Genomic DNA, 22766 nt, shown 5'->3' on the forward strand with positions numbered 1-22766 from the left:
GTGCATTAGTATTATCAGTAGGATATGCAAAAGACTTTGAAAATACAAAGGTATAACAGACAAATGGAGATCAATACAAACTGAAAGTAATGTAGTAGAAGCTAAAGATATCACCACTGTTATAACAGTAGAAGAACAAAATACGGTGGAAAAAAGTTCAGCAAAACAAGCTTATGTTGTACAAGAAAATGGGACAGGTTTTATTTTGAAAAGAATTAAGAATAAATTATTCGGTTCAACTAATACATGCATTAGTTGTTCAACAAATGATCGACTATTTGGTCATTTTTTTTTCGTTAAATTCCAGTTTAGTTTAAGAAGGACCAAATAGAACTAGCAAATCAAGCTCACATATTGCAACATCTAGTTTCATTATCTACACAACACATTACTTTAAAATTTCTCTCACCTCAAGTATCGGACAAACATAAAATGAGTAGACAAGCGACACCAACAAATCAATAATTCAGAGGGGAGACGATTAAACGTAACCGTTATCTTCTTTGGGAAAGCACTCGATATGAACTATCAATAGGGGGAAGTAAATGAAAATTACAATTGATCCAGGGCATGGAGGTAGTGATTCGGGAGCAGCGGCGAACGGATTAAAGGAAAAAGATATTGTTTTAAATGTAGCAAAGAAATTAAAGTCTATCCTGATAAACGACTATGAAAATGTAAGTATTCAAATGACAAGAGACTCGGACGTTTTTGTTGAATTAAATAAAAGAGCGGACTTAGCGAATGATTGGGGTTCGAATTATTTTGTTTCAATTCATGTAAATGCAGGTGGTGGACATGGCTTCGAAAGTTATATTTACAATGGGAATGTCTCAAGCAATACGATTAATTATCGTTCTATCATTCACGATGAAATTATTTCACAGTTAGGATTTTATGACCGAGGAAAGAAAGAAGCTAATTTTGCGGTACTTAGAGAAACAAATATGCCCGCAGTCTTACTTGAAAACTTATTCATTGATAACAAAGAAGATGCGAATTGGTTAAAAAGTGATGAGAATTTAAAAAGATTAGCGATCGCAACAGCGGAAGGCATTGCAAAAGCATTAAAATTAAAAAAGAAAACATCAACTGACATAAAAACTGGTTATTATCAAGTTGTTACAGGCTCATTTGAAGAAAAAACAAACGCGGAAAAAAGAGTAGAGGAATTAAAAAAAGCAGGTTTTGATTCTTTCATAGAGTTTGAAGAAAAATAAGTAGTTGAATGACAAAAAGATAATTATTTATATCAAAAGCCGCTCCACAATAATATTTGGATTAGAGCGGCTTTTTGTATAGTATTTGCTATTGTTAATATAAATAACATAAACACAATTTAATCATTACTTCAAGTAAGCAGGAAGTAATGATTTTTTTATTGAATAAGTGATATATAAAACTTCAGTAAAATAATGGAATTGATTAGTTCAATTTTACTCCCATTTTTTGTTTCCCCACATTCTTCACAAATAAAATAATAGTTTAATAGGTTTTATTAAAGATGTATCACGTCATATATTTACAATGAAGATAAACACCATGAGGATGTGTTTAGTATGAATCCTATTAAATTACTTAAACCAGTTTCTAATCGTTGGACGGTTTTATTGGCATTTGCTTCACTTGCTGGAATTAGTCAAATGCTTTGGCTTAATTTTGCTCCTTTAATATCTTATTTAAAGTCTCATTTTAATGTTTCAGAATCAGATATTAATTGGCTCTTAACAGTGTTTCCTCTAATTTATATTTTACTCTCGATACATTCTGGTAAAGTAATTGATCGTAGGGGATATAGGTACAGTATATTAATTGGTGGAATCTTTATGTCGGTTTTTGCATGTCTACGAGTTTTCGATTCTAGTTTTTCAATTTTGCTTATAAGTCAAATCGGTATTGCGATTGGACAGCCTTATATACTTAATGCAATTTCGAGGTTAGTTGTTGATTGGTTTCCTAAAAATCAACAGGCTACTGCTACAGGGATAGGGACTGTAGGAATGTTTATTGGAATGGCATTCGCATTAGCTACTACGCCTTATTTTGTAGATCATTTTGGATTTCAACAAACTTTAATGATAATGGCACTTCTGACAATCATTTCAACACTCATTTTCTTCCTTATTGGCATTCCAAATCAAACTACCGTCCAAGAAACTGAAAGCATTCCTAGTTTTCGCAATCAATTTACATTATTTAAGAATAAGCAATTTATTCTACTAAATATCATCTCGTTTTTGGGATTAGGTGTTTTTAATGGATTAACCTCGTGGATTGAACAAATATTAAAACCATACGGTGTTACATCCGAACAAGCTGGTTTAGTAGGTGGTTCATTAATTATTGGTGGAATCATTGGATCAATTATTATACCGGTACTCTCAGATTTAGTTGGGAAGAGAAAACCATTTATATTAATAACAATCATTTTTCCATTACTTCTAACTTATCCCCTTTGTACAAGTGGTCATTTAACGGTTCTTCTGATACTTGGTAGTTTGCTAGGATTCTTTTTCTTACCTGCTTTTGCATTATTACTTTCAGTTACAGAAGAATTAGTTGGTGAAAAACAATCAGGTGCAGCGACAAGTCTTTTATTAATGGCTGGGAATCTCGGAGCCGTCATTGTCATTGCAGCAATGCAAATTGTGAAAGGGGATCACTCTACTTGGATTCATTCAGTATATTTTGTTTTGATTCTGCTATTCATGTGTTGCGGCCTTACATTTTACTTTAAAGAAAAGCCCATTATATTTGATGATAATCATATTGAAATATAAAATTTATAAAATATGAACATCTACGTAATATCTCTTTAAGCTAAAGCTCTACTTAAATCAAATCAACTAAACTAATTTTCTCATTTTCCTTAAAAAATGATAAACTATCCTAAGCATAAACTATCTTCGAAAACATAATAAGGAATGAACTGATAATGAATATTTATAATATGATTGAAAACATGGCCAATAATAGACAAGCTAAAAATATTGCATATGTGTATGAAGGCGAGAGTTCAACTTATGATGAATTAATATTGCAAACGAATCGTTTTGCTAACGAATTAATCAATAGAAATATTAAAAAAGATGACAAGGTTGCTATTTTACTTGGAAACTCACCAGAGTTTATTCAGGCTTATTTAGCAGTTTTAAAGCTTGGAGCAATTGCGGTACCTTTAAATCCTGCATTTACTGAGCATGAATTAATATATATTATAAATGATGCGAATGTTAAGCTTGTTTTTGCAAAACAAGAACAACAAGATAAATTATTGAGTGTAAAGAGTTCTTGTCCAAAATGTGGGCATGTCATTTCAATTGAACAAGTAAACCAACAAATAATTAGTCATGATTCATATATCATGCCAGAATTAAGTGAAAATGATCCTGCAGTTATTTTGTATACTTCAGGGACAACTGGAAATCCGAAGGGGGCGGTTATTACCCATCATAATATTATAGAAAATGTGAATGATTTTTCTTCGATGATCGAGTTACATGAATCTGATAAAATGATAGCGGTATTGCCTATGTTTCACTCTTTTTGTTTAACAATTTGTGTAAACATGATTTTGTTAAATGGAGCGACAACAATTATCGTACCAAAATTCAATCCAATTGAATTAGTTGACATCACTAAAAATGAAAAAGCAACATTAATTGCAGCTGTTCCAACAATTTATAATGTTTTAGATCAATTAGCTAATGTCACACCTGAAGATTTTACAAGTTTAAGAGCTTGTATTTCGGGTGGTTCATCTATTCCGATTGAACTACTTGAATCTTTACAAGAAAAGTTTAAGATAAATATGTTAGAAGGATATGGTTTATCAGAAACATCACCAGTTTTAACATTTAATCCTTATGGTGGACTTTGTAAGCCTGGATCAGTTGGTGTTGATTTACCTAGTGTAAAAACAAAAATCTTCAACGAAAAAGGCGAGGAAGCTTTAGTTGGTGAAATAGGAGAAGTAGTAGCAAAAGGACCAAATGTAATGAAGGGTTATTACAATAAGGTAGAAGAAACTGAAAAAGCATTTAATAATGGCTGGTTCAAAACAGGCGACCTCGGTAAGAAAGATGAAGATGGTTATTTATTTTTATTAGATCGAAAAAAAGACGTAATTATAACGAATGGATATAATGTGTATCCAAGAGAAATTGAAGAACAATTATATAAGCATCCAAATATTATTGAAGCAGCCGTTGTGGGCAAGCCTGATATAGTAGTAGGGGAAATTGTTTGCGCGTATCTTGTAGTGAATCAAGATCTAAAAGAAGAAGAAATCAAAAACTTTTGTCATAAATATTTGATCCATTATAAAGTTCCAAAGCAAATTTATTTTATGAATGAGTTACCTAAAAATAGTACAGGGAAAATTTTAAAAAGAAACCTTCGATAAACTGATTGAAAACCGCAGTTATGATCTAGCTGCGATTTTTTTTTAGAATAATAATCTGAAAATATTGAAGTTTAGTAATTATTAGCATATAATTGAAATAGATACTAGTTTATTAGAGATTAAGCATAAGAGGTAATAGTACATGGCAGAGCAAAGTCTACGAATTGGTCGAACAGCAATGATGCTTGCTTTGACTGAAGAAGAAGAACTAATTAATCTTAATGAAAATGTCGTTTGGTGTGTTGGTAAAGTTGGTACAATGGATTCTCAAAAAATTGTAGCTGCAATTGAAACCGCTGCCAAACAAAATGGTGTAATAAATGGAGCTTTGTATAGGGAAGTTCATTCATTATATCATGCAATTTTAGAAGCTATTCAAGGTGTCACAAGAGGTCATTTGCAATTAGGTGGTGTACTCAGAACAGTTGGTCTTAGATTTGCTGTTGTTAGAGGAAAACCTTATAAAAATGCGAATGAAGGTGACTGGATTGCTGTAGCATTATACGGTACAATCGGTGCGCCGATAAAAGGATCTGAGCATGAATCTGCTGGTCTTGGTATCAATCATATTTAAATGCCCATAGTGTAGTAGAGATTATAGGGGGCTATGTTTCGTAAATTTTTATTTACGTTGCATAGCCTCTTTCTGTGTTTTTAACCAAATTTGGAGGTGCTGGAATGGTTACGTTAACAGGTAATAGTTTAACAATGGATCAAATGAAACGAATTTTATTTGAGAATGTTTATGTGCAAGCAAGTGATGACAGCTTACATGCTGTTAAAAAATGCAGAGAAAAAGTAGAGCAAATCGTTGATAATGGCGAGGTTGTTTATGGAATAACAACTGGATTCGGTAAATTTAGTGATGTATTTATTGCAAAGGAAAATGTTTCTGCTCTTCAATATAATTTGATTGCTTCTCATGCTTGTGGAGTAGGAGAACCATTCCCTGAGTTAGTTTCAAGAGCGATGTTAGTCCTTCGTGCAAACACAATGTTAAAAGGTCATTCTGGTGTTCGTTTAATTGTTGTTGAAAAATTACTTTCATTAATTAATGCACATATTCATCCTGTGATTCCATCTCAAGGATCACTTGGAGCTAGTGGAGATTTAGCACCATTATCGCACTTAGCATTAGTTTTACTTGGTGAAGGTGAGGTTTACTATAAAGGTAACAGAATGGACACAAAAGAAGCTCTAGCAAAAGAAGGAATTTCACCGATTACTTTAGAAGCTAAAGAAGGGTTAGCTCTAATTAATGGTACGCAAGCAATGACAGCGATGGGCATTTTAACGTATATCGAAGGTGAGGAACTTGCTTATCAAAGTGAATTAATTTCTTCGATTACATTTGAAGCTCTACAAGGAATTACAGATGTATTTGATGAAAGAATTCATTTTGCTCGTGGATTTAAGGAGCAAATCCAAGTAGCTGAGCGCTATCGAAACATTTTATCGACGAGTCAATTAACAACTAAACAAGGTGAAATTCGTGTGCAAGATGCGTATACATTAAGATGTATTCCTCAAGTTCATGGAGCAAGCTGGCAAGTACTTAATTATGTGAAAGAAAAATTAGAAATAGAAATGAATGCGGCAACAGATAATCCATTATTATTTGGTGATGATGTGTTTTCAGGTGGGAACTTCCATGGTCAGCCGATCGCATTTGCGATGGACTTCATTAAATTAGGTATCGCAGAATTAGCCAATATTTCTGAGCGTAGAATTGAGAGATTAGTTAATCCTCAATTAAATGATTTACCTGCATTTTTAAGTCCAGAGCCTGGTTTACAATCTGGTGCGATGATCATGCAGTATGTAGCAGCGGCGTTAGTTTCTGAAAATAAAACGTTAGCTCATCCTGCAAGTGTAGATTCAATTCCTTCATCAGCTAACCAAGAAGACCATGTAAGTATGGGAACAATTGGGGCGCGTCATGCTTATCAAATACTGCAAAATGCAAGAAGAGTATTAGCAATTGAATGTATTTGTGCAATGCAAGGTGTTGAGTATAAAGGTGTTGAAAAAATGTCTGTCATCACACGTAGATTTATGGAGGATGCACGTAAAACTGTACCTTCAATTACAAAGGATCGCGTGTTTTCAACTGATATTGAAAAATTAACTAGTTATTTAAAAGAGAATTTCGTCTCAGATCGTTTTGTCGGACAAAAACAAATATAAAAAAAGGTGGGTAATCAAATGGAACTGATTAAAGGAGCACTTAAAGCACCAACGGGAACTGAATTAAATACAAAAGGTTGGGTTCAAGAAGCAGCACTTCGTATGTTATTAAATAACTTAGACGAAGAGGTAGCAGAAAGACCTGAAGATTTAGTTGTGTATGGTGGTATTGGGAAAGCAGCAAGAAACTGGGAAAGCTTCGATGCAATTGTTGAGTCTTTAAAAAAGTTAGAAAATGATGAGACTTTATTAGTTCAATCTGGTAAACCGGTCGCAATTTTTAAATCACATGAAGATGCACCACGAGTATTATTAGCTAACTCGAATTTAGTTCCAAAATGGGCTACTTGGGAGCATTTCCGCGAATTAGATGAAAAAGGATTAATGATGTATGGTCAAATGACAGCAGGAAGCTGGATTTATATTGGAACGCAAGGTATTCTTCAAGGAACTTACGAGACATTTGGAGAAGCGGCAAAACAACATTTCGGTGGCAGTTTAAAAGGAACGATTACATTAACTGCTGGACTTGGTGGTATGGGCGGAGCGCAGCCATTAGCAGTAACAATGAATGGTGGAGTTGTAATCGGTATTGATGTTGATGAAACAAGAATTCAACGTCGTATCGATACAAGATATTGTGATGTTCTAACTCATTCATTAGAAGAAGCATTACAACTTGCAACGGAAGCTAAAAATGAAGGCAAAGCGCTTGCAATCGGGTTAGTTGGTAATGCAGCAGAAATTTTACCTGAATTAGTAGCAAGTAACTTTGTTCCAGATTTAATTACTGACCAAACTTCAGCTCATGATCCATTAAATGGTTACTTACCAATTGGAATGACGATGGAAGAAGCAAAAACACTTCGTAAGGAAAATCCAGATGAAATGATCAAACAAGCTAAACACAGTATGGCTGTACATGTTGAAGCGATGTTAGCAATGCAGCAACGTGGAGCAATTACTTTTGATTACGGTAATAATATCCGTCAGGTTGCATTTGATGAAGGCGTTAAAAATGCATTTGATTTCCCAGGCTTTGTACCAGCATTTATTCGTCCATTATTCTGTGAAGGAAAAGGACCTTTCCGTTGGGTAGCTCTTTCTGGAGATCCAGAAGATATTTACAAAACAGATGAAGTTATTCTTCGTGAGTTTGCAGATAACGAGCATTTATGTAACTGGATTCGTATGGCTCGTGAAAAGGTTGCATTCCAAGGCTTACCATCACGTATTTGTTGGTTAGGATACGGTGAGCGTGCTAAATTCGGAAGAATCATTAACGAAATGGTTAAAAATGGGGAATTAAAAGCGCCAATCGTAATTGGTCGTGATCACTTAGACTGTGGTTCAGTAGCATCTCCTAACCGTGAAACTGAAAGCATGAAAGATGGCAGTGATGCTGTTGCTGACTGGCCAATTCTAAATGCACTAATTAATGGAGTGAATGGCGCAAGTTGGGTAAGTGTACATCACGGTGGTGGTGTTGGAATGGGCTACTCTTTACATGCTGGTATGGTTATTGTTGCAGATGGGACAGATGCAGCAGCAAAACGTATCGAAAGAGTATTAACATCAGATCCTGGAATGGGTGTTGTTCGTCACGTTGATGCTGGTTATGATTTAGCAGTTGAAACGGCGAAAGAAAAAGGCGTAAATATTCCAATGATGAAGTAGGTGTAAATGATGAAAGCAGATATATTATTAACAAATATTGGCCAGCTTGTGACAATGGATCACGGTGACGGTCCAGTTCGTGGTAAAGAGATGAATGTTTTACCAGTAATAGAGAACGCAGAAATTGCTTGGAAAGATGGCCAAATTATTTATATTGGTCAAATGAATGAAAGTAAAATTGAAGCAAATGAAGTAATTGATTGCCAAGGTAAATTAGTGACACCTGGATTAGTTGATCCTCATACTCACGTGGTCTATGGAGGATCACGTGAGCATGAAGTAAGCTTGAAGTTACAAGGTGCATCATACTTAGAAATATTAGAAATGGGTGGAGGTATTCACTCTACTGTTAGTCAAACAAAATTGGCAACTCATGAAGAACTGAAACAAAAAACAATTCAACATCTAAATCGTATGCTTTCCTATGGTGTAACGACTGTTGAAGCTAAAAGTGGATATGGACTTGATGAGGAAACGGAATTTAAACAATTAAAAGTTGCGAAAGAGTTACAATCTGAGCACGTGATTGATATTGTTTCTACATTTTTAGGCGCACATGCTGTACCTAAGGATTATAAAGGTAACGAAGAAGCATTTTTAGAGAAAATGCTTTCGTTACTAGATCAAATTAAAGAAGAAGAACTGGCAGAGTTTGTTGATATTTTCGCAGAAACGGGCGTATTTTCAGTTGAACAATCAAGAGAATTTCTTTTAAAAGCGAAAGAAAAAGGATTTCTAGTTAAAATTCATGCAGACGAAATTGACCCGCTTGGCGGAACAGAAATGGCAACAGAAATTGGGGCTACTTCAGCTGATCATTTATGTGGCGCTTCATCTAAAGGTGTAGAAATGCTTGGTGATAGCAATACAATTGCTGTTATTTTACCGGGTACAACTTTCTATTTAAATAAACCTGAATTTGCACCAGCTCGAGAAATGATAGATCAAAATGCAGCAGTTTCATTGGCTACTGATTTTAATCCAGGAAGCTGTCCGACAGAGAATATACAATTAATCATGACCATTGCTATGTTAAAGTTAAAGATGACACCTGAAGAAATTTGGAATGCTGTAACGATTAACTCTTCCTATGCAATTAATCGCGGCGAACAAGCGGGTAAACTAAAAGTTGGACGTATGGCGGATGTTGTGATTTGGAATGCACCTAATTATACGTATGTACCATATCATTTTGGTGTAAATCATGTTCAAACAGTCTTTAAGAATGGAAACTTAGTTGTAAATAGAGGTGTATATGATGTCTCTATCACATCTTAAAAAAGCAGGAGATGCAGTTTTCGTTGATTCATCAGTTACAAAAGCTAATGAAATAGTTACTGCTTGGGATGGAAAAGATGCATCTAATTTTTCAATCATAGGCGTTCCATTATCTAAAACATCTATTAGTCACTCAGGAGCTAGCTTTGCACCTGCATCTATACGTAAAATGCTAAGTAGCTATAGTACGTATCATATTGAAGATGGAATAGACTTGAAAACGTTACGTGTTACAGATTTTGGTGATATCACGATGCATGTCACTGATTTTGAGGAGTCTAGAAATCGTATTAAATCGACGATTGCTGAACTATTGAACCAATTTACAGATACGATGCCGATTATTTTGGGTGGGGATCACGGGATTAGTTTTCCAAGTATCTCTGCATTTGCAGAAGCAAGAGGGAAAGTTGGGGTCATTCAATTTGATGCACATCACGATTTAAGAAATACAAATGACGGTGGCAGGTCAAACGGAACGCCATTTCGTAGTTTAATAGATGAAGGTATTTTAAATGGAGAACATTTAATTCAAATTGGTTTGCGTAATTTTTCCAATAGTGCACCTTATACTGAGTTTGGAATCAGTCATGGTGTCACTATTTATACAATGCGTGATGTGCGTGAATTAGGTATTCAAAAAATTATCCTTGATAGTTTAAATCAATTATCTCAGGAAGTTGATGCTATTTATATTAGTCTCGATATGGATGTGTTAGACCAAGCTTTTGCACCAGGATGTCCTGCAATTGGCCCCGGTGGAATGGATAGTCAAACATTGATTGACGGAATATGTTATCTAGCATCACATCCAAAAGTTTGTGGAATGGATATCGTTGAATTAGATCCTACAATTGATTTCCGTGATATGACTAGTAGAATTGCTGCTCATGTCATATTGAATTTTCTTGTTGAAAAAGTAAAATTGAACCGATAAAAAAAGCTCGTAAACAATAAAAATTGTTTACGAGTTTTTTATTATGTCTTACAAACGTTCACATATTCCTAACAAAAATGGTTTTTACATTCATGATTTTCTTATGATCAACATAGATTTGTAATGGAGTGTGATCATTTTGAAGTATTCAATTAACTTAAACTCAGCATTTAAAGCTTTACTCACTGTAATTGGGGTTAATATATTACTAGTCATTGTTTTATTTTCCTTAGGTTATTTTCTAGATATTCTTCCTGCTTTTACATTGTTTGGCTATAAAATCATTGTGTTCCCTTTGAGTCTATTTGTATTTGTTTTAAGCTTAATTTCTGAAATTAAAGTGAAGAATAAGAGATTGGTTGACATTGAAGGTGAATCAAGTGAAAAGAAAAGTAGAATGGATAAATACCATCAAACTTAAATATGTAAAGATTTGAGGTGAAACTGATGAACCTCGATAAAGAAGTTATTCAAAATGTAAATGAGCGCATTAATATATTAAGAAAAGATCAGAAAGCAGATGGGTCTTGGGAATATTGTTTTGAAGGTTCAATTATGACAGATTGCTTTATGCTCATTCTATTAAATGATTTGGCATTATTAGATAAAGAAAAAGTGTTATGTGAAAAAATTGCAAAAAGGTTAATCAAGTTACAAGAAGAAAATGGCTCTTGGAAATTATATGAAGATGAAAAAAGTGGCAATCTATCCGCGACAGTTCAAGCATATGTTGCATTATTAGTTTCTAAAACATTTGAAAAAGACCATCCAAATATGAAGAAGGCAGAAAAATTTATAATTTCTAACGGTGGACTGGGAAAAGTACATTTCATGACAAAAATGATACTAGCCATACATGGATTCATTGAATATCCATCATTCTTTCATTTTCCGATGAGTTACTTTCTACTCCCAGACAGTTTTCCTCTCAGTTTATTTGAACTAAGTAGTTATGCCCGAGTTCATTTAACCCCAATGATAATATGTATTAACAAACGATATATAATGAAATCAAATCAGCCAATTAATCTAGATTATCTAAATGCTACTAAAGAGATAGAGTGGTTTGATGATGAGAGAGATACATTTTTTCATTTTTTAGTAGAAGAGGGTAAGAAGCTTGCCTCATATCCGCTATATTTTCATGATAAAGGATATGAGAAAGCAGAAAAATTTATATTAGAAAGAATCGAAACAAACGGTACATTTTATAGCTACGCTAGTTCAACATTTTATCTAATTTATGCATTATTAGCACTTGGATACAAAATTAGTTCAATTGAAATCCAACAAGCATTAAGTGGTTTAATCTCATATTCATTTGAAACAGAAGATGGTATTCATATTCAAAATTCTCCCTCACAGGTTTGGGATACAGCGCTACTTTCCTATGCATTACAAGAAGCAGGTGTTCCCACGACAGATACATCAATTAAAAAGTCCGTTGATTACTTAAATAAAAAACAGCAAGTCTTAAAAGGTGATTGGTCGAAGCATGCAAAAAAAATCAGCCCTGGGGGTTGGGGATTTTCGGAAGTTAATTCATTTATTCCAGATAATGATGATACAAGTGCAGCACTAAGAGCATTAACAAGAAGTGCTATGTTAGACCCAACACAACTTGAAAAATGGCAAAAAGGGATTCAGTTTTTATTAGGCTTGCAAAATCATGATGGTGGATGGGGCGCATTTGAAAAAAATGTAACAAATAAATGGTTAACATATTTGCCAATAGAAAATGCCAAGGATGCCATCATTGATCCATCGACCGCAGATTTGACGGGTCGTGTTTTAGAATTTATTGGGAACTATACAACAGTTGAGCCAGAAGATGAACAGGTTAAAAAGACGATAAAGTGGATTTTAAATAATCAAGAAAAAAATGGTAGCTGGTATGGTAGATGGGGAATTTGCTATATTTATGGAACTTGGGCGGCTATTACTGGTTTAAGATCAATTGGCGTTTCCAAAAATCATGAAGCACTTCAAAAGGCAACTAAATGGCTCTTAAGTGTGCAAAATGATGATGGAGGATGGGGAGAGTCAGGTTTTTCAGCTATAAAAAAATGTTATGTACCGTTAAAATATAGTACACCTAGTCAAACGGCATGGGCAGTTGATGCATTATTAACGATTTTAGATAAAGATAATGATGTGATTAAAAGAGGTATTCAATATTTACTGTCACAAAAAAATAAAACCGCAAAAGAACTAAACTATCCAACAGGTCTAGGCTTACCAGGTGGTTTTGATATTCATTACCATAGTTATCAACATATATATCCTCTACTTGCATTGGCACATTATTATTACAAATAATATTATTATGTAAACTAGATAAATCGAAAAATAGTAAATTGTGTCCATTTTTCAAATTTTCATAAAATATGTTTCTTTAATTGGTTAAGTATAGTAAACTAGTCATATTAAAAATAACTGAATATTCCTTATCGAGAGTGGTGGAGGGACTGGCCCTTTGAAACCCGGCAACTTTAGCTTTAGCTAAAAAGTGCTAAATCCAGCATGTTTTTAACATGAGAGATAAGGCGTGGATTGTAGATAACGTCATTCTTTCATTTAGAAAGAATGGCGTTTTTATTTTTGTATGTAAGGGAAGTGATCGAGTGGGACTGTTGGAAAAATTAAGTAACGGAATTGTATTAGGTGATGGAGCTATGGGGACTCTGTTATATTCTGGTGGATTACATAGTTGTTTTGAAGAACTAAACATTACTGAACGAGATCGAATTATCCATATTCATGAACAATATATTAATGCTGGTGCAGAGGTCATTCAAACAAATTCATATGGAGCAAATGCTGGGAAACTAAGACAGCATGGATTGGAAAAATTAGTTAAACAAATCAATCAAATGGCTGTCAGAAATGCCAGAGAAGCATCTAAAGGAAGAGCACTAATTCTAGGTGGAATTGGTGGTATGAAATACATCGGGTCAACTTTTGCAACACCGTTAGAAAGAGAAATCATGTTGTTAGAACAAGCATCTGCCTTACTTGAAGAAGGTGTAGATGGCATCATGCTTGAGACCTTTTATGATGAACATGAATTATATGATGCTGTTACCTTACTTAGAGAACGCACGGACATTCCAATCATTGCCCAAGTGACATTACAAGAAATCGGTGTTATGCAAAGTGGCCAATATATAGAAAGAATTCTCCCGAAATTAGTAGATTTAGGAGCGGATGTAGTCGGAATCAATTGTCATTTAGGTCCACTGCATATGATTGAATCATTAAATACGGTTGCTTTACCGAAAAAAGGATTTTTATCGGCTTTTCCAAACTCAGGTCTTCCTTTGTATGAAGAAGGGAAATACGTATATAAATCAAATCCAGAATATTTTGAAGATATGGCAAAACCTTTTATTGAACAAGGCGTTCGTTTGATTGGTGGTTGTTGTGGTACAACACCCGCACACATTGCCGCATTACGCAATAAAATAGATAATTTAAAGCCTGTCACAAAAAAAGTAGTCAACAATCGAACGATTACAATTAAAATACCAAAGCAACCTGAACAAAAAAATGAAACGCTAGCTGAAAAAGCAAAACAGAGAACTACTATCATCGCTGAGCTAGATCCACCAAAAACGTTACAAACTAGACGATTTTTTGAAGGGGCAAAGGCTTTAAATAATGCAGGAGCAGATGCGATTACATTAGCAGATAACCCGTTAGCTTCACCAAGGATTTCTAATGTAGCCATTGCGTCCATGTTACAACGTTTAAATATTCCAGTACTAACTCATTTAACTTGCCGAGATCGAAATATGATTGGTCTTCAATCACATTTAATGGGGTTATCGACTTTAGGTTTAAATGAAGTATTAGCAATTACTGGTGACCCGGCAAGAGTAGGAGACTTCCCAGGTGCTACATCGGTATATGATGTTGCTTCGTTTGAACTTATTCGCATGATCAAAGAAATGAATGAAGGTAGATTGTATTCTGGAAAAAGCTTAGGAAACGGAACAAGATTTTCAGTCGCTGCTGCATTTAATCCAAATGTAAGAAAAATGGATGCAGCTATTAAAAGACTAGAAAAGAAGGTTGAAGCAGGTGCAGATTACTTTTTAACTCAGCCTGTTTATGATTTAGAAACAATCGATCGTTTGTATGAATCTACAAAACATATCAATCAACCAATATTTATTGGCATCATGCCATTAATTAGTAAAAAGAATGCAGATTTTATTCATTATGAAGTACCGGGAATTACCTTAACAGATGAAGTTAGAAATCGAATTGACATCAATGATCCTACATTAGCAATTGAAGAAGGTAAAAACATTGCAAAAGAACTTGTAGATTATGCAATTGATAAATTTAATGGAATCTACTTGATTACTCCATTCTTAAAATATGAAATTACTGAAGAATTAATCCAATACACTAAAACTCGTAAAAAAGAGGAGATTCAATTATGAAAGCATTAGAGGCAGCATTAAACGAACGCATTCTACTCCTAGATGGAGCAATGGGAACGATGATTCAACAACGAAATTTACAAGCCGAAGATTTTGGTGGTGAAGAATTAGAAGGATGTAATGAATACTTAGTTGTCACTCGTCCAGATATCATTCAAGAAATCCATAAAGAATATATATTAGCAGGTTCTGATATTATCGAAACAAACACATTTGGTGCTACAAATATCGTTTTATCTGATTACAATTTACAACACTTAGATATCGAATTAAATGAAAAAGCAGCAAAAATTGCGAAAGCCGCAGTAAATTCTTCCGGAAAAGATGTATTTGTAGCTGGAGCAATGGGGCCAACTACAAAAGCGATTAGTGTCACTGGTGGTGTAACGTTTGAGGAATTAATTACTGCATATTTCCGTCAGGCTATTGGACTGTTAAATGGTGGTGTCGACTTATTATTAGTTGAAACATGTCAGGATATGAGAAATGTTAAAGCCGCGTGTATCGGAATTAGTAATGCGTTTAAAGAGTTAAACAAAACAATTCCAGTGATGATTTCAGGCACAATCGAACCGATGGGTACTACACTTGCTGGTCAAACAATCGATGCATTTTATTTAGCAATCGAGCATATTTCGCCAATTTCTATTGGCTTAAACTGTGCAACAGGTCCTGAATTTATGCGAGACCATGTGAGGTCATTATCCGAGCTGTCTGAAACATATGTTTCTTGTTATCCTAATGCTGGTCTACCTGATGAGGATGGACATTATCATGAGTCGCCGGAATCATTAGCATACAAAGTACGTGATTTTGCCGAACAAGGTTGGGTCAATATATTAGGTGGTTGTTGTGGCACAACACCAGATCATATTAAAGCAATGAAAGAAGCGATTTCAGGAATCAAACCTCGTCAATTAAAAAAGAGAACAGATCATGCAGTAAGTGGATTAGAATCTCTTATTTATGATGATAGTATGAGACCATTATTCGTTGGTGAAAGAACGAATGTTATTGGTTCTAGAAAATTTAAGAATTTAATTGCTGATGGTAAATATGAGGAAGCAGCTGAAATCGCTAGAGCGCAAGTTAAAAAAGGTGCACATGTTATCGATGTTTGTATGGCTGATCCTGACCGGGAAGAATTAGCTGATATTGAAAATTTCTTGAAACAACTGGTGAATAAAATAAAGGTTCCAATTATGATTGATTCTACTGATGAAAAAGTCATTGAACTCGCATTAACATATATACAAGGTAAAGCAATTATAAACTCTATTAATCTAGAAGATGCAGAAGAACGATTTGAAAAAATCTGTCCCTTAATTCATAAGTATGGTGCTGCAGTTGTCGTCGGAACGATTGATGAAGACGGAATGGCAGTGACTGCGGAACGTAAATTAGAAATCGCAAAACGTAGTTATCAATTATTAACTGAAAAGTATCATATTCGACCTTCCGATATCATTTTTGATCCACTTGTATTTCCAGTAGGAACTGGGGATGTACAATACATTGGTTCTGCAAAAGCGACAATTGAAGGGATACGACTGATTAAAGAAGCACTACCTGAGTGTTTAACAATCCTAGGATTAAGTAATATTTCATTCGGTCTTCCAAATAGTGGACGTGAAGTCTTAAATGCAGTCTTTCTATACCATTCAACAAAAGCTGGTTTAGACTATGCGATTGTGAACACAGAAAAATTAGAAAGATTTGCATCAATACCGCAAGTCGAACGTGAATTAGCAGAAGAATTACTATTTAATACTTCTCAAGAAACATTAGATCGATTTGTAGAACATTTTCGTCTTTCAGTAAAGAAGGAAGACAAACCAAAGGAACAATTACCTATTGAAGAAAGACTTGCAGCATGTATTATAGAAGGTTCGAAGCAAGGGCTAATTGATGATTTGCAAATTTGCATTGATCGTGGTGATTCACCATTAAATATTATCAATGGACCTTTAATGAAAGGTATGGACGAAGTTGGAAGACTATTTAACAATAATGAACTAATCGTTGCTGAAGTACTTCAAAGTGCTGAAGTAATGAAGGCTTCTGTAACATTTCTGGAGCAATTTATGGAAGTAACAGAGAGTTCTCGAAAAGGTAAAGTGATTTTGGCTACTGTTAAAGGTGATGTTCATGATATAGGGAAAAATTTAGTTGATATTATCTTAACGAACAATGGGTTTGACGTCATCAATTTAGGAATCAATATTCGACCTGATGATTTAATTACCCAAATTCGTAAAAATGAACCAGATATTATCGGCTTATCAGGTTTATTAGTCAAATCTGCTCAACAAATGGTTATTACAGCAGGAGATTTAAAAAATGCCGGTATTGATACACCAATTCTTGTAGGCGGAGCAGCACTAACTAGAAAGTTTACAGATAATCGTATTCAACCAATCTATGATGGTTTAGTTGTTTATTCAAATGATGCGATGACTGGATTAGATTTAGCAAATAAAATCGTGAATCCAATTGAGCGTCAAAGTTTAATAGATCAAAAGAAGGTAATTAGTAATGAAAATCAATTCATTGAACTACCGCAAGCAGAAATTAATACGACTAGATCGAATATCCAACCATCTGATTGTCTAGTTCCTTCTTCATTAAAGAAGACTGTCATTAAAAATATTCCTGTGTCACAAGTTGCTCCATTTATTAACTATCAAATGTTGATTGGTCACCATTTAGGTGTCAAAGGTAAATGGGAGAAACAAGAAAGAGGTCAGGAATTATATGAATTAGTGCAGTTATTATTAAGAGATGGAAATGAATATTTTGACTGTCAAGTAATCTATCAATTCTTCCCTGCACAAAGTGAAGGGAATGACGTGGTTATTTATGATTCTATTACTTCAAAACCTATTGAACGTTTTCAATTCCCACGACAAAGAAAAGAGCCTGGTCTTTGTATTAGTGACTTCTTAAACCCTATTGGTGAGAAAATGGACTATGTTGGATTTTTCTCTGTTACTTCAGGACCGAGGGTAAGAAATATTGCTGAAAGATGGAAAGAAGAAGGAGAATATTTAAAAAGTCATGTTTTATTTTCCCTAGCATTAGAGCTAGCAGAAGGACTTGCAGAAAAAACGCATATGCTCATGAGAGAAAAATGGGGATTCCCAGACGCAGCTGATTTTACAATGCAGCAACGTTTTAAAGCGAAATATCAAGGGATCAGAGTTTCGTTTGGATATCCAGCATGTCCAAATTTAGAGGATCAAGAGAAATTATTTAAGTTAATTAATCCGAATGAAATCGGTATTAATCTGACGGAAGGTTTTATGATGCTACCTGAAGCATCAGTAACAGCAATGGTATTCTCACATAAAGACGGAAGATACTTCTCAGTGTAACAAATTAAAATACAGTAATACGCAGCATAAACCATCATTATTTGGCAGTTAATAGAATTGATGTAATGTCTATTTCTGCCAATTATGTATTCTACAATAGGAGAGATGATAAATGCCAATTATTATAAATAAGGATTTACCTGCCACTGAAGTGTTATCTAAAGAGAATGTATTTTATATGACGAAAGAACGCGCTGAAACTCAAGATATCCGTCCTTTAAATATTGGTATCTTAAACTTAATGCCAACAAAAATAGAAACTGAAACGCAAATATTACGATTAATCGCAAATTCCCCATTACAAGTAGATGTTGAATTAATTGGTACAGAATCATACAAGCCTAAAAATATTTCAGAGGAACATGTCACAAGTTTTTATAAAACACTTACACAAGTTCAAGATATGAAATATGACGGGTTTATCATAACCGGTGCCCCAGTTGAAACGTTAGAATTTGAAGATGTTGATTATTGGTCTGAATTAAAAGAAATTATGGATTATACGAAGGAAAATGTCACCTCAACTTTACATATATGTTGGGGCGCACAAGCCGGTTTGTATCATCATTTTGGTATACCTAAATACGATTTAGATCAGAAGATGTTTGGTGTATTTCCACATACTTTAGAAGACCGATTTGTAAAACTTGTACGAGGGTTTGATGATCAGTACTATGTTCCACATTCTCGTCATACTGAAATTAAAAGAGAAGATATTGATAAAGTAAGTGGTTTAAAGATTTTAAGTATGTCTAAAGAAGCTGGCGTACATTTAGTTTCAAGTGAGGATGGGAAACAAATATTTGCAACTGGACATAGTGAATACTGTGAGAACACATTAAAGAATGAGTATGAAAGAGATCGACAAAGAGGGTTAGCAATTCAAGTCCCTAAAAATTATTATGAAAATGACGATCCTACAAACTCACCAATTGTCCGTTGGAGAAGTCATGGTAATCTATTATTCTCAAATTGGTTAAATTATTATGTATATCAGGAAACGCCATATTCATTGTAATTCAATTAAATCTTTCACAAAAATTTCAAATAAAAAGTAAAATTGTTAGAAAATTTGAAATTATCATTGCTATTTTCATAAAACATTACCATAATGGTAATTATATCTAAAATTAAAACGGAGGAGTTATCATGAAGAACTGTATTTCTATCGGATTATTAGGACTAGGAACTGTTGGTAGTGGGGTTGTCAAAATTGTTGAAGCCCACCAAGATCGCTTAGCTCATCAAATTGGTTGTTCTGTCGAGGTTAAAAAAGTACTTGTAAAGAATCTTGAGAAGGAACGCGCAATTACGATTCATAAAGACTTACTAACGACAGATGCGACAGAAATATTAGATGATGCTGATGTTGATGTTGTCGTTGAAGTAATGGGTGGAATCGAAGACGCTAGAAGATACATTCTCCATGCTCTTCGAAATAAAAAACATGTAGTAACGGCAAATAAAGACTTGATGGCATTATATGGCACTGAGTTATTACGTGTAGCAAGTGAAAATAAATGTGATCTATTTTATGAAGCAAGTGTAGCAGGTGGCATTCCGATTATTCGTAGTTTAGTAGATGGATTAGCAGCGGACCGCGTGACGAAGCTAATGGGTATCGTAAATGGTACGACTAACTTCATTTTAACAAAAATGAGTAATGAAGGTAGACCTTATGAAGATGTATTAAAAGAAGCACAAGAACTTGGCTTTGCAGAATCAGATCCAACTTCTGATGTTGAAGGACTTGATGCAGCAAGGAAAATGACTATTCTTTCGAAACTCGGTTTCTCAATGGATGTTGAGCTTGAAGATGTTCAAGTTAGAGGTATTAGTTCAGTATCTGCAGAGGATATTGATTATGCAAGATACTTTGGTTATACAATGAAACTAATCGGATATGCAAAAAGAAGTGAAAATAGAATTGAAGTAAGTGTTGGACCTACTTTAATCTCTCATAGTCATCCACTTGCATCAGTTAGTAATGAATTTAATGCAGTTTATGTATACGGGGAAGCTGTAGGAGAAACGATGTTTTACGGACCAGGCGCAGGAAGCTTACCAACTGCTACTGCAATCGTATCTGACTTAGTTGCTGTTATGAAAAATATGCGTTTAGGTGTAAATGGAACAAGTGCTGTTTTACCGCAATACCCTAAAGAGCTGAAAGATGATCATGAAATTCATTTTAAATCATTTTTCCGATTTACAGTTCAAGATCAGTTAGGATCGTTTGCAAAAATAACGTCACTATTTACTGAGTGTGATATTAGTTTTGAGAAAATCATTCAAGTTCCTTTAAAACATCAAGGATTAGCTGAAATTATTTTAGTAACTCACCAAGCTTCAAGCGCTGCATTCAAGAACGTAATTCATGCTTTAGAAACATCAGATGTAGTAGATGAAGTTCGAAGTTATTATCGAATTGCAGGTGAAGAATGAGATGTATAAGGGGTTAATCAATCGATATACAGATTTTTTACCAGTTAGTGAAAATACACCACAATTAACTTTAAATGAAGGAAATACGCCATTACTTTATTTACCTACTTTATCAAATGAATGGGGTATTGAACTCTATGTGAAATTAGAAGGGCTAAATCCAACTGGATCATTCAAAGATCGCGGAATGGTGATGGCAGTCGCAAAAGCAAAGGAAGAAGGTAGTACTGCAATCATTTGTGCGTCGACTGGTAATACTTCAGCAGCAGCTGCAGCATATGCAGCAAGAGCGGGTATGAAATGTATCGTTATAATTCCGAATGGCAAAATTGCTTATGGAAAATTAGCGCAAGCTGTCATGTATGGTGCACATATTATTAGTATCGATGGAAACTTTGACCATGCATTACAAATGGTCCGAAAAATAAGTGAAACTGAACCAATTACATTAGTTAATTCTGTAAACCCTTATCGTATTGAAGGACAAAAAACGGCAGCATTTGAATTATGTGAACAATTAGAGGATGCGCCAGATGTTTTAGCTATACCAGTTGGAAATGCGGGGAATATTACTGCTTATTGGAAAGGATTCCTAGAATACAATCAAGCAAAAGGTTACTCTTTACCAAAAATGCATGGGTTCCAAGCTGAAGGCGCTGCTCCAATCGTCAATAATCAAAAAGTTGAAAATCCTGAAACTATCGCTACTGCAATCCGAATTGGAAACCCAGCGAGTTGGGATCAAGCTGTCAATGCAATCAATCAGTCGGATGGAAAAATCGATAGTGTATCAGATGATGAAATACTTGAAGCGTATAAATTAATCGCGTCAAAAGAAGGTGTCTTTGCAGAGCCAGGTTCGTGTGCAAGTATAGCTGGTGTTTATAAACACCTTCAAAATGGATTGATTAAGCGTGGATCAAAAGTAGTTGCTATTTTAACAGGAAATGGATTAAAAGATCCTGATATCGCGATCCAATCGAATCAAATTGAACCAATTTTATTACCAAATGATCAAAAAATAGTAGCAGAGCATTTACAAGGTGTGGTAACAGTATGAAAAAACTTTTTGACATCACAGTCCCCGCAAGTACAGCGAATGTAGGGCCTGGATTTGATTCAATTGGAATAGCGTTGGGTAGATTTTTAAATATTGAAGTTTTTAAACATGATTCATTCAGCTGTGAGGCGATTGGTGACTATTTAACAGGTATTCCGACTGATGAATCCAATTTAATTTTTCAGACGGCCCTTGATGTTGCAAAACAATATCATCAAGATTTACCTGCCTGCCATTTGAAGCTTAGGAGTAATATTCCACTAACAAGAGGTCTTGGGAGTAGTGCTTCAGCAATTGTTGGTGGTATTTTATTAGCGAATGAATTATGTCATCTAAACTTAGTTTTAGAGGACCAACTTTCGATTGCAACTTCGATGGAAGGGCATATGGACAATGTTGGCGCATCAATTTATGGTGGATTGGTAATTGGAACTTATATTGATGAAAAAGCTTATATTCAACATTCAACAATCAAAAATGTTTCAGTCATTGCCATCATTCCAACATATGAGTTAGAAACTAAACATGCTAGAAATATTTTACCGAAAGAAATTCTTCATAAAGATGCAATTTTATCAAGTAGCTTCAGTAATTTACTCGTTGCTGCATTGTTAAGTGAAAATTGGAAACTTGCAGGAGATATGATGAAACGAGATTTATTTCACGAACCATATCGAAGTAAAGTCGTAAATGAATTAGAAATATTAAAAAAACATAAACTCCCACGATATGTTTATGGTCATGTATTAAGTGGTGCTGGACCGACAATCCTAGCTTTTGTAGATAAAGAATATTGTCAAAATGCCAAAGAATTCTTTGGGAATTTATTCCCAAACTATGAAGTAAGCGATATAACTGTTGAAAATACTGGTGCAAAAGTAGAACATACTATCCATGTGAAATAATAAAACCACTCATTTATGCATTGCAACCAACTGTAGTCTGCTAACAG

16 protein-coding genes and 1 riboswitch are annotated in these 22766 nt (G+C 34.4%); all 16 genes read left to right on the top strand.

The window, feature by feature from the left end; genetic code table 11:
• Positions 1-545 precede the first annotated feature (545 nt).
• The 16 genes from V7056_RS04430 (at position 546) to thrB (ending at position 22719) form a co-directional block, all read left to right on the top strand.
• Positions 546-1220 (top strand): N-acetylmuramoyl-L-alanine amidase, encoded by a 675-nt coding sequence (locus V7056_RS04430; RefSeq protein WP_499699649.1) that lies wholly within the window; start codon positions 546-548, stop codon positions 1218-1220.
• A gap of 339 nt (positions 1221-1559) precedes the next feature.
• Positions 1560-2780, top strand: a complete 1221-nt coding sequence (locus tag V7056_RS04435; protein WP_499699651.1) for an MFS transporter — start codon at positions 1560-1562, stop codon at positions 2778-2780.
• 155 nt (positions 2781-2935) lie between these two features.
• Positions 2936-4405, top strand: a complete 1470-nt coding sequence (locus V7056_RS04440; protein WP_499699653.1) for a long-chain-fatty-acid--CoA ligase — start codon at positions 2936-2938, stop codon at positions 4403-4405.
• Positions 4406-4547: 142 nt separating this feature from the next.
• On the top strand, positions 4548-4979 hold the full coding sequence (hutP, locus tag V7056_RS04445) for a histidine utilization transcription antiterminator HutP (RefSeq protein WP_087998142.1): 432 nt from the start codon (positions 4548-4550) through the stop codon (positions 4977-4979).
• A gap of 104 nt (positions 4980-5083) precedes the next feature.
• Positions 5084-6592 carry a histidine ammonia-lyase gene (gene hutH, locus V7056_RS04450; protein WP_499699655.1) on the top strand — a complete coding sequence of 503 codons (1509 nt, stop codon included), beginning with the start codon at positions 5084-5086 and terminating at the stop codon, positions 6590-6592.
• A gap of 18 nt (positions 6593-6610) precedes the next feature.
• On the top strand, positions 6611-8269 hold the full coding sequence (gene hutU / locus V7056_RS04455; protein ID WP_499699657.1) for a urocanate hydratase: 1659 nt from the start codon (positions 6611-6613) through the stop codon (positions 8267-8269).
• Between the two features lie 9 nt (positions 8270-8278).
• The gene (gene hutI / locus V7056_RS04460) at positions 8279-9547 is read left to right on the top strand and encodes an imidazolonepropionase (protein WP_499699659.1); all 1269 of its coding nucleotides are present in this window, start codon (positions 8279-8281) and stop codon (positions 9545-9547) included.
• Positions 9525-10484: a formimidoylglutamase gene (hutG, locus tag V7056_RS04465; protein WP_499699661.1), complete on the top strand. Its 960-nt coding sequence runs from the start codon at positions 9525-9527 to the stop codon at positions 10482-10484. Before hutI ends, hutG begins: the two co-directional genes overlap by 23 nt.
• Before the next feature lie 139 nt (positions 10485-10623).
• Positions 10624-10905, top strand: a complete 282-nt coding sequence (locus V7056_RS04470; protein ID WP_499699663.1) for a hypothetical protein — start codon at positions 10624-10626, stop codon at positions 10903-10905.
• A gap of 26 nt (positions 10906-10931) precedes the next feature.
• Positions 10932-12803, top strand: a complete 1872-nt coding sequence (gene shc / locus V7056_RS04475) for a squalene--hopene cyclase (protein ID WP_499699665.1) — start codon at positions 10932-10934, stop codon at positions 12801-12803.
• 125 nt (positions 12804-12928) lie between these two features.
• Positions 12929-13032, top strand: a riboswitch (SAM riboswitch).
• A gap of 76 nt (positions 13033-13108) precedes the next feature.
• Entirely contained in the window at positions 13109-14935 is a 1827-nt protein-coding gene (locus tag V7056_RS04480) for a bifunctional homocysteine S-methyltransferase/methylenetetrahydrofolate reductase (RefSeq protein ID WP_499699763.1), read from the top strand.
• Positions 14932-18309, top strand: coding sequence for a methionine synthase (metH, locus tag V7056_RS04485; protein WP_499699667.1), 3378 nt, complete (start codon positions 14932-14934; stop codon positions 18307-18309). Before V7056_RS04480 ends, metH begins: the two co-directional genes overlap by 4 nt.
• A gap of 112 nt (positions 18310-18421) precedes the next feature.
• Entirely contained in the window at positions 18422-19327 is a 906-nt protein-coding gene (metA, locus tag V7056_RS04490; protein ID WP_499699669.1) for a homoserine O-acetyltransferase MetA, read from the top strand.
• A gap of 131 nt (positions 19328-19458) precedes the next feature.
• The gene (locus V7056_RS04495) at positions 19459-20754 is read left to right on the top strand and encodes a homoserine dehydrogenase (RefSeq protein WP_499699671.1); all 1296 of its coding nucleotides are present in this window, start codon (positions 19459-19461) and stop codon (positions 20752-20754) included.
• A gap of 1 nt (position 20755) precedes the next feature.
• On the top strand, positions 20756-21814 hold the full coding sequence (gene thrC, locus V7056_RS04500) for a threonine synthase (protein ID WP_499699765.1): 1059 nt from the start codon (positions 20756-20758) through the stop codon (positions 21812-21814).
• Positions 21811-22719 carry a homoserine kinase gene (gene thrB / locus V7056_RS04505; protein ID WP_499699673.1) on the top strand — a complete coding sequence of 303 codons (909 nt, stop codon included), beginning with the start codon at positions 21811-21813 and terminating at the stop codon, positions 22717-22719. The genes thrC and thrB overlap by 4 nt, the downstream gene beginning before the upstream one ends.
• Positions 22720-22766 lie beyond the last annotated feature (47 nt).

It is taken from the genome of Bacillus sp. JJ664, assembly GCF_036962205.1.
Classification (GTDB): domain Bacteria; phylum Bacillota; class Bacilli; order Bacillales; family Bacillaceae_G; genus Gottfriedia.